General features: G+C 31.8%; 15 protein-coding genes. 14 read left to right on the top strand and 1 reads right to left on the bottom strand.

Features of this window, described 5'->3' with window-relative positions; genetic code table 11:
• The first annotated feature begins 494 nt into the window (after positions 1-494).
• From Q0F58_RS12920 to Q0F58_RS19660, 12 genes are all read left to right on the top strand, one after another.
• Positions 495-1,367 (top strand): LysR family transcriptional regulator, encoded by an 873-nt coding sequence (locus Q0F58_RS12920; RefSeq protein WP_294377252.1) that lies wholly within the window; start codon positions 495-497, stop codon positions 1,365-1,367.
• Positions 1,368-1,564: 197 nt separating this feature from the next.
• Positions 1,565-2,872, top strand: coding sequence for a proline reductase-associated electron transfer protein PrdC (prdC, locus tag Q0F58_RS12915; RefSeq protein WP_294377250.1), 1,308 nt, complete (start codon positions 1,565-1,567; stop codon positions 2,870-2,872).
• Between the two features lie 12 nt (positions 2,873-2,884).
• Complete coding sequence (prdA, locus tag Q0F58_RS12910; RefSeq protein WP_294377248.1) at positions 2,885-4,675, top strand: D-proline reductase (dithiol) proprotein PrdA; 1,791 nt, start codon at positions 2,885-2,887, stop codon at positions 4,673-4,675.
• Positions 4,675-5,115 carry a CBO2463/CBO2479 domain-containing protein gene (locus Q0F58_RS12905; protein WP_294377243.1) on the top strand — a complete coding sequence of 147 codons (441 nt, stop codon included), beginning with the start codon at positions 4,675-4,677 and terminating at the stop codon, positions 5,113-5,115. The genes prdA and Q0F58_RS12905 overlap by 1 nt, the downstream gene beginning before the upstream one ends.
• Before the next feature lie 11 nt (positions 5,116-5,126).
• Positions 5,127-5,852 carry a D-proline reductase (dithiol) protein PrdB gene (gene prdB / locus Q0F58_RS12900; protein WP_294377241.1) on the top strand — a complete coding sequence of 242 codons (726 nt, stop codon included), beginning with the start codon at positions 5,127-5,129 and terminating at the stop codon, positions 5,850-5,852.
• A 328-nt stretch (positions 5,853-6,180) separates the two neighbouring features.
• Complete coding sequence (locus Q0F58_RS12895; RefSeq protein WP_294377238.1) at positions 6,181-7,014, top strand: ABC transporter substrate-binding protein; 834 nt, start codon at positions 6,181-6,183, stop codon at positions 7,012-7,014.
• Positions 7,015-7,056: 42 nt separating this feature from the next.
• A complete protein-coding gene (locus Q0F58_RS12890) occupies positions 7,057-7,701 on the top strand; it encodes an amino acid ABC transporter permease (RefSeq protein ID WP_294377236.1) in 645 nt (214 codons plus the stop codon).
• 6 nt (positions 7,702-7,707) lie between these two features.
• On the top strand, positions 7,708-8,436 hold the full coding sequence (locus Q0F58_RS12885) for an amino acid ABC transporter ATP-binding protein (RefSeq protein WP_294377233.1): 729 nt from the start codon (positions 7,708-7,710) through the stop codon (positions 8,434-8,436).
• Between the two features lie 12 nt (positions 8,437-8,448).
• Complete coding sequence (locus tag Q0F58_RS12880; protein ID WP_294377230.1) at positions 8,449-9,054, top strand: AAA family ATPase; 606 nt, start codon at positions 8,449-8,451, stop codon at positions 9,052-9,054.
• Between the two features lie 24 nt (positions 9,055-9,078).
• Positions 9,079-10,137, top strand: coding sequence for a proline racemase family protein (locus tag Q0F58_RS12875; RefSeq protein ID WP_294377228.1), 1,059 nt, complete (start codon positions 9,079-9,081; stop codon positions 10,135-10,137).
• A 25-nt stretch (positions 10,138-10,162) separates the two neighbouring features.
• Positions 10,163-11,044 (top strand): DMT family transporter, encoded by an 882-nt coding sequence (locus Q0F58_RS12870; protein ID WP_294377225.1) that lies wholly within the window; start codon positions 10,163-10,165, stop codon positions 11,042-11,044.
• Positions 11,045-11,109: 65 nt separating this feature from the next.
• Entirely contained in the window at positions 11,110-11,211 is a 102-nt protein-coding gene (locus Q0F58_RS19660; protein WP_367118185.1) for a 4Fe-4S binding protein, read from the top strand.
• A gap of 50 nt (positions 11,212-11,261) precedes the next feature.
• Here Q0F58_RS19660 and Q0F58_RS12865 read toward each other — a convergent pair whose 3' ends face one another.
• Positions 11,262-12,521 carry an IS701 family transposase gene (locus tag Q0F58_RS12865; protein WP_294377222.1) on the bottom strand — a complete coding sequence of 420 codons (1,260 nt, stop codon included), beginning with the start codon at positions 12,519-12,521 and terminating at the stop codon, positions 11,262-11,264.
• 224 nt (positions 12,522-12,745) lie between these two features.
• Here Q0F58_RS12865 and Q0F58_RS12860 point away from each other — a divergent pair, with 224 nt between their 5' ends.
• Both Q0F58_RS12860 and Q0F58_RS12855 read left to right on the top strand, forming a co-directional pair.
• On the top strand, positions 12,746-12,991 hold the full coding sequence (locus Q0F58_RS12860) for a hypothetical protein (RefSeq protein WP_294377220.1): 246 nt from the start codon (positions 12,746-12,748) through the stop codon (positions 12,989-12,991).
• Positions 12,991-13,383, top strand: coding sequence for a retropepsin-like aspartic protease (locus Q0F58_RS12855; protein ID WP_294377218.1), 393 nt, complete (start codon positions 12,991-12,993; stop codon positions 13,381-13,383). Before Q0F58_RS12860 ends, Q0F58_RS12855 begins: the two co-directional genes overlap by 1 nt.
• The last annotated feature ends 405 nt before the right edge of the window (positions 13,384-13,788 follow it).

The raw sequence follows: 13,788 nt of genomic DNA, 5'->3' as shown, positions 1-13,788 counted from the left end.
AATAATGTAAGAGTAATCCATAAATACCTCCTAAAAAGTTAATTCTTTACCAGCTCATTAGAAGTCTATAGAAATATTATAATTTTACTCGTAAGTAATTACATTCCAAGGATTAGCAATATTTTGAGGGATTTTATTTTTTTATTTTTATAGTTGAAAAATGTGAGGGTTCAAAATTATTTTGGTTATATATTTTTTGATATCATGATTAATTTTTGGTGTGTTAGTAGAAAAATTATTTACTTTAAAAAGTAATGTTGTATTATTAAAAAAACTATTTTTCTTAACCTAATTTCATATTTTTTTCTGTATTTTCAGAATGATAGTTCATTTTTTTATTTTTAATTTTTAACAGTTTACAAAATTATGGGACTTATTATAATTAGAATAATAAAGTCTTATGGAAAAATTTACTTAATTGCGAAAAGTGATTAGATGTTAAAACAAGGTGAAATACAATGTGATTTAAAAAATAGAGTACAGGAGAGGATAATATGGATATTAAGAAATACGAATTATTTGTTGATGTAGCGGAAACTGGAAGCTTTACTAAAAGTGCAGAGAGAATTGGATATACTCAGTCTGGTGTTAGTCATGTACTTAAAAGTCTTGAAAGTGAGATTGGCTTTAATTTATTTATTCGTTCAAAAAAAGGTGTCAAATTAACTCATAGTGCTGAAATCTTACTTCCACTTATAAGAGGACTTTTATCTAGTAATGAACGTGTTGAGGAAACTATTCAGGATATTAAGGGCTATGAAATCGGTAAAATCAGGATTGGGGCATTTACAAGTGTTGCAATTAACTGGCTGCCTAAAATCATATATCTTTTTGAAAAGAAATATCCTAAAATTGAAATAAGCATCAAAGAGGGAGGAACAGATGATATAGAAGAGTGGATTAATGAAAACACAATAGATATAGGTTTTTTAAGTGAGCGTCATATTAAAAACATGAAATTTATTCCCTTGTATGAAGATCCATTAGTTGCAATATTGCCACTAGATTATCCACTTAGCAAGAATAAAACTGTCCCTGTTGAGGCCTTTGATGGCAAGCCTTTTATAATATCTACAATAGGAACTGACTATGATATTCACCATGCATTGACTGATGCAGATGTAAAGCCGTTCATGAGATATTCATGTACAGATGATCATGCTATTATATCTATGGTTGCAAATAACCTTGGAATAAGCATATTGCCAGAATTAATAGCAAAGGATTATAAAAAACTAGTAGCTATAAGGCCATTGAAGCCTAATTATAATAGAATGCTTGGAATAGGCTATAAATCAGATGATATGCTGACGCCAGCAGCTAAAAAGTTCATAAAATTTGCACAAGATTATATAACAAATCAGTAATATTCATATAAGCTCATAGCCATGTATTTTTCTAATTCAGTTAAATACATGGCTATTTTTGTTAAAACATATACATGACAAATACTAATGAATAACAGGATAAAAAGTCGCTTTACTAATCATACATTGAGAAGTATACTAATCCCATAAACAGGAAAACAAATATAAGTTAATGCTTACATAGATAGGAGGTCATGATGAAATATATTTATGAATATCCTTTAAAACAACATATTGGTACACGAGTTGCTCCCGTGGTTGTCAATGGTGACAGCGTAAATCGAGGGCAACTTCTTGCGTTTCAGGGGGAAAATTCTCTTGGAGCAAATATATATGCCAGTGTAAGTGGAAAAGTCTTAGAAGTATCAGAAAGCAGCATAATTATTGAAGCAGATGAGCATCAAAGTAAGGACTACATTCATTTAAAAAAGTCAACTCCATTAGAACTTATAAAAGAGGCTGGTATAGTAGGGGCAGGTGGTGCTGGATTTCCTACATATGCAAAGTTCTCAAAGCCATTTAAGGAAAATGGAACTGTTGTAATAAATGCTGCTGAATGTGAACCGATTCTTTCACACAACATAGGCAGAATAGAAAAGAAACCTAAACAGCTTTTAAGAGGGCTGGAAATAGCTATGGAAGTAGCAAATGCATCAAATGGAGTTATTGCAATTAAGAAAAAACATCATGATGCAATAAAAAAATTAGAGGAAGCAAATACAAACAGCAATATAAGAATTGTAACTCTAGAGGACATTTATCCAATGGGTGAAGAAAGGGCTGTTATTAGAGAAGTATTTGGAAAGCTGTTATCAGTTAATTCACTTCCATTAGAGGCTGATGCAATTGTAATTAATGCAGAAACATCATGCAGAATACAAGAAGCTGTTGATGAGAAAAAACCGTTTATTGATAAAGATATTACGGTTGGTGGAAAAATAGCTGGTAATTCTAGCGAAAAATTAATTCAAGTTTTTTATGATGTGCCGCTAGGCATGAAGGTTTCAAGGGTATTTGAAATGGCTGGTGGTGTTACAAAAGATTATGGTGAGTTAATAATGGGAGGTCCATTTACAGGAAAGAGAACTACGCTGGATTCATCTATTGTAAAAACTACAGGAAGCTTGATTGCTTCAGAATGCTTTATGAAAGGTCCATCAAAAATAGGAATTCTAGTATGTGCATGTGGTGCTGATAAAGAGCGTCTGTGTGAAATAGCAGAAAGTATGGGTTCAAAGGTGGCTGGAGTAGAGTATTGCAAACAAGCTATAGAAGTAAAGGGTAGCAGAAAATGTGAGAATCCTGGAAAATGTCCAGGGCAGGTGCAAAAGGTAATGGCTTTGAAAAAAGCTGGAGCACAGGCAGTTTTAATAAGCAATTGTACAGATTGTTCAAATACAGTTATGTCATGTGCACCTAAATTAGGTCTTCCAGTATACCATTGTACAGATGGAGCATTAAGAGCTGTTAATCATAAATTAATAAGAAAATTCAGTAGAAACTAGGGGGTAAAAGATATGTCTATTACAAATGAAACATTAAAACTTCATATGAAAGATCCTGCTATATTTTGCTGCAGGAGACAAAAGGGACTTGTTATAAGTGCTGCAGATTTAGAAGATCCAACATTATTTGATGATATGGAAGAGGCGGGATTATTAACTCTTAGTCCAGATGGCCTTAAGATTGAACAGGTTTTAGGTAGTACATTGCTTACAGATGTTGAAGCTTTAACACCTATTACAGCAGATGTGCTAGATAAAATAAATGATACTACATCAGTAGAAAAAGAAGAAATAAAAGATAGTGAAGAAGAAAAAGAATTTAAACCAGTAGTTAATATGAAAGCAGGAGGCGATGGAATGATTCATATTGAAATTGAAAAAGCAGAAAATATTACAGGATTGAAATTAGATGTTCCTGTATTTGGAGGAGCAGGTATTAAAGAAACATATTGTACTGAACCTGCTGTAAAAGAAGAGCCTGTAGGAGAGAAAAAGGTAATCAGAACTCTTGTTAAAAAACATATAAAGATTACAGATGTTGAAATAGGTGAAGAAACATTCATAAAGGATGGAAAGATAAGCATTGATAAAAATATCGTAGAAAAAGCATTAAAAGAAGATCCTTTATGCAAGAGTATAGCTCTTGATGTAATTTACCCAGATAAACGTCATGTTTATACTGAAACAATCATGGATGTATGTCCTATTGCTACAAAAGTAGAAGGTGAGCTTGGAGAAGGCGTTACAAAGGTTGCAGATGGAGTTGTATTCATGTTAACAGGTGTTGATGAAGATGGTGTACAAGTTCATGAATTTGGTTCTTCAGAAGGATACCTTGATGAAAAGATGTATTTTGGACATCCAGGATGTGCTGATGAAAATGATATTATTATACGCTGTCATGTAGTTATAGAAAAGAATACAGGAATGACTCGTCCAGGTCCATTCTCAGCTCATAAATGCCAAGATTACATCATTCAAGCAGTACGTGATGAACTTAAAAAATATGATGGAGAAGTATTACGTGAAGAAATATGTGAAGATGTAAGACGTAGTGGAAATCCTCGTGTTGTTCTTGTTAAAGAAATTATGGGACAAGGTGCTATGCATGATAATGTAATATGTCCTACAGAACCTTGTGGAATTCTTGGAGGCCAGAAGAATGTTGACTGTGGTAATGTACCTATTATGCTTACACCAAACCAAGTAAGAGATGGTTCAATACATGCATTAACTTGTATAGGACCTGCTACTAAGGAAATGACACGTCACTACATTCGTGAACCATTAGTAGAAGGATTAGCTGCTGATGATGAATTTGACCTTATTGGAGTAGTATTTGTTGGTTCACCTCAAGTTAATGATGAAAAAATGTGGGTATCAGAAAGATTAGGTTCTCTTCTTGAATCATTAGATATAGATGGATGTATCATAACTACTGAAGGATTTGGTAATAACCATATTGATTTTATACAACACATAGGACAAGCTGGAAAGAGAGGCATACCAGTAGTTGGAGTATCATTCTGTGCATATCAGGGCCAATTAGTTGTAGGTAATAAATATGCAACAGCAATGGTTGAAGAAAATATGGACATGGGAGGCTTTGAAAATAACATAGCTGGATGTTCATGTGTAACTAAGGAAGTAGCTGCCCGTGCAATTCAAATGTTAAAGAATAAGATGGCAGGAGTAGAAATCAAGCCTGCATCTAAAAAATGGAGTAACGACATTATCAATGCTAATAACAAGCTTTTAGGTCTTCCTGAAACTAAATTAGTTGATAATGGGACATTACATTAATGGATTATGTTATCAATCCTGTAAAAATGGGAGGCCTTATTAAAGAAGTATGTGACAACAGTATAAAAGTACATTTGCACGGCAGGTTAGGAGTTATTTCTATTCCTAAGAATCTTGTAATGCCACATGAATCTTTAGAAATAGGCTGTGATATGGAATTTTATTTTAGTTATATTCAAGTAGTTGAAGATCCATATGATTATGATTCTTCAGATATGATTACAAGCCATGAAATCATGCCATGTTTATTAGGTGGAAAGATTTCAGAAGTAAATGATACAGCAACTAAATTAGAAATTATGAATCAATTGGGAACTATTGCAGTGCCTAGAAGATGGGTATTTACACCTGTTCCACTTAAAGAAGGTCAGAATGTAGAATTTTATTTCAGCTGCATGCAGGTAATAGGAAAAAGAAATATCCCAGTTGAGTGTATATAGGAGGTAGAAATATGAGTTTAACAACAGTAGCAGGAATGCAATCAGAAATTTTTGTGCCAATTACACCTAATCCGGTGTTTACAGAATTAAAAAAGCCATTAAGTGAATGTAAGGTAGCTTTTATTACAGCAGGAGGAATACATATTAAGAGCCAGGTTCCATTTAATACTTCAGGTGATTTCTCTTATAGAACTATTCCTTTTGATACTCCATCAGATGAGCTTATGGTAACTCATGGAGGTTTTGATAATTCAGATATTAATAAGGACGTAAATGCAATGTTTCCTATTGATAGACTTCATGAACTTGTAGAAGAGGGATTTATAGGATCACTTCCAGAAGAAACATATACATTCATGGGGGGTGGAGGAAATGTTGAAAAATTCAAAAATGAGACAGGTCCAGAAATCGCTAAAAAGTTAAAAGCACAGGGGGTAGACATAGTTCTATGTACTGGTGGATGTGGAACATGCCATAGATCAGCAACTATTGTTACAAGATGCTGTGAAGCTGAAGGAATGAGCTGTGTAGTTATAGCTGCACTTCCTCCAATAGCAAAACAACAAGGTGCTCCTAGAATTACAGCACCACATGTACCAATAGGTTCTAATGCTGGTGAGCCTAATAATATTCCTCAACAGACAGCAATTATAAAGGAATCATTAGAATGGGTACGTGACTGCCCAAGCTATAATGCTACAAAAGTGCTTCCATATGAATATAGACATAATGTATAAAGAGTAAAAGAATTTAATTCATCAGCAGCTTAACAATGGATGTTTTGCTGCTGACTTATAATATCTAGGATTGTGTAATTTAGAAAAGAGTGGTGAAATAGTTATCATGACAAATTCTAATGAACTACACAATAAAATAGTGGTTTACAAATGCAGTAATGTATGAGTATAATATATATAAGTAAATAAAAGGTAGGCAAAGGTGCTTTATTTAAAGTAATTTGCCTGCTTTTTTTTATAAGCTTTTTTAGAGAAAAATCTTTATAAAAAATCAGATAATATGTAAATAGAAAATATAATAATTTTTTAATATCGAGGAGGAATAGTTATGAAAAAGAAAATATTAGCTATATTAATGTTAGGGGTTATGGCTTTCTCTATTATAGGATGTGGAAGTTCTAAAAGTAGCAGTTCATCTTCTACTAAGTCAACAGAGTCAGCAAAAGCATCAACAGAAAAGGTAGAAGATTCAATGAAAGGAGTTAAAGTTAAGATAGGTACATCTGGATTGTTTGGACCATTTTCTTATTATGATACTGATGGAAAAACATTGATTGGATATGATATTGATTTAATTAACGATCTTCAAAAGATTCTTGGATTTGAAATTGAAGGCGGTATTAAGGCAATGGATTACTCAGCACTTACAACTTCAGTTGTTGAAGGAAAGCTAGATGTTGGAGCTGCTGCATTATGTGCAACTGATGAAAGAAAAGCAGTAATGAATTTCTCAGAGACATATTGTGATTCAGGGCTTACTGTTATGGTAAACAAGGATAATGATCAAGGTATTACAGGAGTAGATTCATTGGCAGGCAAGACAGTAGCAGTTGAAAAGGGAACAGCTTCACATATTTATGCACAAAAGAACCTTTCAGATGCAAAGCTTGAAGTACATGACACTATTACAACAGCTTATGAATCTTTAGAACAGAAAAAAGTAGATGCAGTTATTCAAGATGCTCCAGGATGCGCATTTTATATTAAGACAACAGAAGGAACAGCGGCAAAGGTAGTTGGAGATGAGTTCAATAAAGGACAATCACCATATGCAGTTGCTTATAACAAGGATTTTAAATATAAAGATCAATTTGATGCAGCACTTGAAAAGTTAAGAAAAGATGGTGAATTAGATAAGCTTTATGATAAGTGGTGTAAATAGTAATAAAGGCTTAGTGACTTTATAGAAAGGACAGGTAGAAATATGAATATACAATTCTATCAGACAATTTTACCTATGCTGTTTCAAGGTGTTAAGGTTACATTCTTCATAGCAGTAGTAGGTATATTGTGTGGATTGATAATTGCAGGCTTTTGTGGTTTCATTCTACAATCAAAATTAAAAGTTTTAAAGATTATAGCAGAAATTTATATTTGGATTATTCGTTCAACACCATTAATGGTACAGGCACTATATGTATATTTTGTTATTCCTAAATTAACAGGAATAGATTTTAAAGCAAATACAGTTGGTATTTTTGTCATAGCATTAAATTCAGGTGCATTTATGTCAGAAATAATAAAGGGTTCATTACAGAGTATTGATTTAGGTCAAAAAGAGGCAGCTGCCTCTTTAGGCCTTACAAAATTCCAGACTATGTTTCATGTAATTATTCCTCCAGCAATAAAAATTGCTCTTCCAGGATTATTTAATCAGTTTATCATTTCTGTAAAAGATACAGCTCTTTTATCTGTAATAACAGTAAATGAAGTAACTCATCAGGCTCAGACTTATGCATCATTAAGCTTTCAGACAATTCCAACTTACACAGTATTAGCTGCATTTTATTTGATTATAATATCAGTTCTTATCGTTCTTCAGAAATTTATTGAAAAGAAAATGGGGTGAGTAATTATGATAAATGTTAAACACTTAAAAAAGAATTATGGTGATTTAGAAGTTTTACGTGATGTTAATATACACATTAAGCCAGGTGAAGTTGTATGCATTATAGGGCCATCTGGCTCAGGTAAAAGTACATTTTTAAGATGTATAAATCAGCTTGAAACAGCTACAAGCGGAGAGATACTTTATAATGGCGATAACATTTTTGATAAATCATATGATATTCGTAAATTTAGAGAAGAGGTAGGAATGGTTTTTCAAAGATTTAATCTTTTTCCCTTAAAGACAGTTTTGGAAAATGTAATGCTTGCACCAGTTCTTACAAAGCATAAGACAAAGGCAGAAGCAAAAGAATTAGCTATGGAGCTATTAAAAAAGGTTGGTCTTGAATCTAAAGCAGATGTGTATCCATCTACACTTTCTGGTGGACAGCAGCAGCGTGTGGCTATAGCAAGAGCACTAGCTATGGAACCACAGGCACTTTTGTTTGATGAACCTACATCTGCATTAGATCCAGAACTTGTTGGAGATGTTTTAAATACAATGAAGGAATTAGCTAAGGAAGGTATGACTATGATTGTTGTAACTCATGAAATGGGATTTGCAAAGGATGTGGCAGACAGAGTTGTATTTATGGCAGATGGATTAGTTGTAGAAGAGGGCAAGCCTTCAGAGGTATTTGAAAATCCAAGGGAAGAACGTACAAAATCATTCTTAGCAAGATTTTTAACAGCATAGGGGGAAGTACACATGGGTAAATACGTTATTACAATTACAAGACAGTTTGGCAGTTTAGGACGTCCTATAGCTAAACGTCTATCAGAAATTCTCAATATAGAATATTACGATAGAGATATAGTAGAGGCTTCTGCTGAAAAATTAAATCTTCCCGTATCTTTTATAAGTGATCAGGAGGAAAGCAGTTCAGATTTCTTTAAAATGTTATTTCCTCTTGGAACACAGAATGCAGGCAATCAGAAAAAAATATTTGAAACACAATCAAAGATTATTCAGGAATTAGCAGATAAGGAAACATGCATTATAGTAGGAAGATGTTCTGACTATATATTGAGAAATGAAAAAAATGCAATGCATGTATACATTTATGCTCCACTAGATGCCAGAATGAAAAACTGTGTTGAAAGCTTAGGCATGAGTAAATCAGAGGCAGAAAAGATGATTTTAAGCGTTGATAAAGCAAGACATTCATTTCATAAGCAGTATGCAAAATATAGTCCAGAGGAGCCTAGTTCAAAGCATATCTTAGTGAACAGTGCTTTTTTAGGAGTTGAGGGTACTGCACAATTACTTGCATATACTGTGAGAAAGAAATTTGGAGAGTTAAAGGTCGTTTAAGAAATTAAGATAGGAGGTATTCATATGAAGTTCAATCCTAAAACAATGGGATATAGATATCAATTTAAAACTATAGATTCTCATACTATGGGTGAGTCAACTAGGATTATATATGATGGTTTTCCAGATCTTCCAGGTGAAACAATGATGGAAAAGAAGCAGTATTTAGAGAAGCATTATGATAAGTGCAGGGAAGCCATTATGCTTGAACCAAGAGGACATAGAGATATGTTTGGTGCACTTCTTACAGAGCCAGTCCATGAAGAAGCTGATATTGGAGTAATATTTATGGACAGCGGTAATTATTTAAATATGTGTGGACATGGAAGTATAGGGGTAGCCTCTATGGCTGTTGAAACTGGTATGGTTAAAGTAACTGAACCATATACTGAAGTAGTACTTGATGCACCATCTGGAATTATTAGAACAAAGGTACATGTAGTTAATCATAAAGCTGTGGACGTTAGTATATTAAATGTTCCTTCTTTTTTGTATAAGACTAATCAGATAATAGATACAGATAAGTATGGAACCATAATGTATGATATTTCATTTGGAGGTTCTTTTTTTGCTTTAGTAGATGCAGATATTATAGGCCTTAAATTAACTATAGATAATATGAAGGAAATCACTGATTTGGGAATGGAGCTTAGGAGAAAGATTAATGAAGCACAAGATATCCAGCATCCATATTTAGATATAAAAACTGTGGATTTAGTTGAGTTTTATACACGTGAATGCAGTGAAAAGGCTAATATGAAAAACTGTGTTATCTTTGGAGGAGCTCAAGCAGACAGATCACCATGTGGAACAGGTACAAGTGCTAAGATTGCTGCACTTTATGCAAAGGGTGAGCTTGAAATAGGAGAGGAATTTATGTATGAAAGCATTATAGGTTCTTTATTTAAAGGAAAGGCCACTAAGGAAGTTGAAGTAGATGGCAGAAAAGCTATAATACCTGAGATAACAGGAAGTGCGTATATTACTGGAATTAATACATGGATTTTAGATGATGATGATCCCCTTGAATTTGGATTTAATATTGATATTAGTTCAATGAAGAAGGAAGGCGTTGCTCAATAACAAAAGCAGAAGGGAGTATATACTTATGATAAGAATAGATAAATCATATTATTTTGCTGCTTTAACAGTAATTTTGTGGTCAACTCTTGCTACTGTATCTAAGATTCTTCTTAATAATATTAATGTTATGCTTGTACTAGCCGCTACAAGTGTGATTGCTTCAGCAGTTCTATTTTTATACAATCTTTTTCGTGGTAATTTGAATCAGTTTCGTAATCTCCCATTTAGAGAAATTTTATCAATATGTTTATTAGGATTTATAGGATTCTTTTTATATAACTGGTTCTATCTTTTAGGAATAGCAATGATTCCATCACAGCAGGCTATGATTATAAATTATCTGTGGCCTGCCCTTATTATTGTGTTTTCTGCTGTTTTGTATAAAGAAAGATTAACATATAAAAAAATACTAGCAGTTATAGCTTCATTAATAGGTGTAACTATCGTTGCCATTAATGGCAACGCTCATTCATTATCAGGAGGAAATCTAAAGGGAGTTATATATTGTCTTATTGCAGCAGTATGTTATGCACTTTATGCAGCTCTTAATAAGAAACAGACTTACCCTAAAGAACTATCCATGTTTATCGTATTTTCTGTAACTTCAATTATTTCAGTATTGTGCTCTATTATGAATGGAAGCATAGGGCAGATTGCTCATTTAAATGCAGGTATGTGGATAGGAATTTTCTATAGCGGGATTTTTATAAACGCTGTGGGATACACAAGCTGGATGCTGGCATTGGAATATGGCAATACTGCTGTTATTTCAAATCTGGCTTATATTGTCCCTTTCTTGTCTATGATATTTGCAAGGATTGTTTTGAAGGAGGAAATATCTATTTACTCTATTGTGGGCATTGTTATGATAGTAGGGGGAATAGGATTGCAGATAAGGGAAGCATAAAGTGAGTTTCAGCTGGCTTATATGTTTTTACTAATAATTTATGGAACGACAACAAGCAAAATCACATTAGGTTTCTTGTAGTCCAGTTTATAATAAAGTGGGATGGCAGATGTGAACAATGTATGGCATGTATACAATATTGTCCTAAAGAAGCAATACAATTTTAGCAATATAAACTTAAATTAATTACTAGACTTGTGCAGTAAATAGGAAAAATTTAAGCTGCTAGCCCTAATTTGGAAATAGTAGACTCTAGACTTATCCCGTTATCTGCACATTCATGTGCAAAAGCGACTATTTTTACCAAATAGTTGTTTCGGAAGTGTAAAATTACATCTCCAACATTTTTTAATTTATATAATTTACCATATTTAATTTTAAAAAGCTCAAGGAAAGTATATGTTAAAAATATCATACTCCAATATCTATGTATTGACTCTAATGACTGTATTTGAAATTCATCAAAACCAAGAGCAGTTTTATGATATCTATAACTTACTTCAATATCCCATCGCTTTTCATAATATGAAATTATAGTTTTATTATCAAGTGATACATCAGTACTTATAATAAATGATGGTTTATCAGATAAATCCTGTTTATTCCAACTTATAAGTATAACAGTATTTTCTATGTCATTAAGTTTTCCTTCATATCTGTAAACATAGTACTTGTTATTACTAGCGGTAACTACACTAGTTTCATTACTTTTAATATATGAAGAAAATTTTCCGACATTAGTTTTAATGCCAGCTGGATAGATAACTCTGTTAGATTTTATTCTACCTATAGTATGACAACCATTTATTAAACCGTGAAGCAAAATTTTTGCTGAAGTATACCACGAATCAACCAGCAAATAATTGATTTTAGTTACTGGAGCGAATTCATTTATTAGTTCCATTGCAAGCTCATTTTCATCTAAAAACTTTTTAGACAGCTTTTTACTAGATTCCTTTCGGTGATATTGTTTGAAATTTAAAGGTATAGAATAATCTTTAATCTTATAGTGAGATGTAACTAGACAGTGTGACCACTTTGGTTTGTTACCATCTGCATGAGAATTGTGAAAATCCAAACCCTCAATTTTTTTAGTTGAAGCATTCTTCTTACTTAAAGTATCATCAATAATCAGAAATCCAATATCGTTATCTTCACAAGTTTTAGAGATTTCAGATATTGCATGAAATATGCGTTCTTCCGTCACATATTCATGATTCCATGAATATGTGCTCAAAAATCTTGAACCAGTACTTCTATGTCGATTAGATGTAAGTTTATTGTAGGCTGCTGAAATTGTTTTATTTCCTTCAGTTATGATTATTCCAGAAGTTAAGTTTACCATATGGTTCTTTATCGCAGAAGAATATGGCAAATTTAACTCTAAAATATAGTTGCTAATAAATTGATTTTGGTTTAATATTGTTGTCGGCATATAAATCTCCTTAGATTTTGGTTTGCAACAATAATCTAGCATGTTTGAGGTTTATATGCTACTTTTTTCTATAAAATTATGTTGGTAAAATATGAATTATAATCCAATGGTAGATTTTCTCAAATTAATGCACAAGTCAAGATTATATAATTTAAATTTACATCTAAAATTATAAATAAATCCAATATTAATAAATTAGAAATAAAAGTTTACATAGTCTAATATGTTATAATATAATTACCAAAAAGAAAAGAGGTGTTATACCTATGAAATGGAGCGAAGTAAAGAGTTTATATCCAAATAAATTCATTAAATTTGAAATTGTAGAAAGTCATGAAGATGAGAAATATAAATATGTTGATGATATTGCAGTAATAAAAGTAATGAAAGATGGTCATGAAGCAATGAAAGAATTTGCAAACTGCAAAAATGGTCAGCTTGTATATAGTACTGCTAATGAAAATATCGTAATAGAAAAAGTAAAAAATATTGGAATAAGAAGGAGTATATAATGAATTTAAAATTACAATTAAAAAGTGGATTACTATATACTTCTATTAAAATTGAGCATGGAGGGAAAAATATAGTTGTAAATGATGTTATTGTAGATACAGGTGCATTTCATACAATAATATCACCTGATTTTTTAGAAGAACTACAGGCAGAATTTACAAATGAAGATATGTTGATTGAAGCATATGGCTATGGAGGAGCTTCAAGCTATGCTGTAAGAAAAAGAATTGATACTATTTCATGCGGAGATATTAAATTAGATGATTTCAAAATAGATTTTGGACAGATAGATCCAGATGAAAAAGTTAATGGATTATTAGGACTGGATTTTTTTAGAGAAGCAGGAATTGTTTTAGATATAGCTGATTTAAATATGTATAGAAAAAGATAATATTTTGTTAAATGGTAAAACAACACATAAGCTACATTAAAAGAATTATGTGTTGTTCTTAATTTTTATTGAGGGATTATGCATTTTCAATAAAAAATTAATTTATGATATATTTTATATTTATTATAAATTAAAAGGTATTATTTTATTTATGTGTGGGTTTGATTTATAGTTAATATTTGATATAAAATTTATATTTTTTGTAATAATTATTAATTTTGGATTTAACAATATAATTAAGTTAGTATGTAATATTTATAATAAAGTTTATATTTTAGGAAAATAAGAGTAAGGGAGGTATGAATGTAATATATGAATAGTAATATTTCGTAAGCGTCAAAAAATCCACGACTACAAAACATATAAAGCTTCCTGTTAAAATGAAAATAAATTCATTTTAACGGG

Origin of the sequence: uncultured Clostridium sp. (assembly GCF_934754915.1) — a bacterium.
Classification (GTDB): Bacteria; Bacillota; Clostridia; order Clostridiales; family Clostridiaceae; genus Clostridium.
Note: the sequence above shows the minus strand (reverse complement) of the source record. Positions and strands in the feature narration are given on the sequence as shown.

Excerpts from the sequence above, each read along its gene's own strand:
- prdC (WP_294377250.1), top strand. The coding sequence starts at position 1,565 with ATGAAATATATTTATGAATATCCTTTAAAACAACATATTGGTACACGA.
- Q0F58_RS12920 (WP_294377252.1), top strand. The coding sequence starts at position 495 with ATGGATATTAAGAAATACGAATTATTTGTTGATGTAGCGGAAACTGGA.
- Q0F58_RS12865 (WP_294377222.1), bottom strand. The coding sequence starts at position 12,521 with ATGCTAGATTATTGTTGCAAACCAAAATCTAAGGAGATTTATATGCCG.
- Q0F58_RS12860 (WP_294377220.1), top strand. The coding sequence starts at position 12,746 with ATGAAATGGAGCGAAGTAAAGAGTTTATATCCAAATAAATTCATTAAA.
- Q0F58_RS12885 (WP_294377233.1), top strand. The coding sequence starts at position 7,708 with ATGATAAATGTTAAACACTTAAAAAAGAATTATGGTGATTTAGAAGTT.
- Q0F58_RS12905 (WP_294377243.1), top strand. The coding sequence starts at position 4,675 with ATGGATTATGTTATCAATCCTGTAAAAATGGGAGGCCTTATTAAAGAA.
- Q0F58_RS12875 (WP_294377228.1), top strand. The coding sequence starts at position 9,079 with ATGAAGTTCAATCCTAAAACAATGGGATATAGATATCAATTTAAAACT.
- Q0F58_RS12855 (WP_294377218.1), top strand. The coding sequence starts at position 12,991 with ATGAATTTAAAATTACAATTAAAAAGTGGATTACTATATACTTCTATT.
- Q0F58_RS12870 (WP_294377225.1), top strand. The coding sequence starts at position 10,163 with ATGATAAGAATAGATAAATCATATTATTTTGCTGCTTTAACAGTAATT.
- prdB (WP_294377241.1), top strand. The coding sequence starts at position 5,127 with ATGAGTTTAACAACAGTAGCAGGAATGCAATCAGAAATTTTTGTGCCA.
- Q0F58_RS12880 (WP_294377230.1), top strand. The coding sequence starts at position 8,449 with ATGGGTAAATACGTTATTACAATTACAAGACAGTTTGGCAGTTTAGGA.
- prdA (WP_294377248.1), top strand. The coding sequence starts at position 2,885 with ATGTCTATTACAAATGAAACATTAAAACTTCATATGAAAGATCCTGCT.
- Q0F58_RS12890 (WP_294377236.1), top strand. The coding sequence starts at position 7,057 with ATGAATATACAATTCTATCAGACAATTTTACCTATGCTGTTTCAAGGT.
- Q0F58_RS12895 (WP_294377238.1), top strand. The coding sequence starts at position 6,181 with ATGAAAAAGAAAATATTAGCTATATTAATGTTAGGGGTTATGGCTTTC.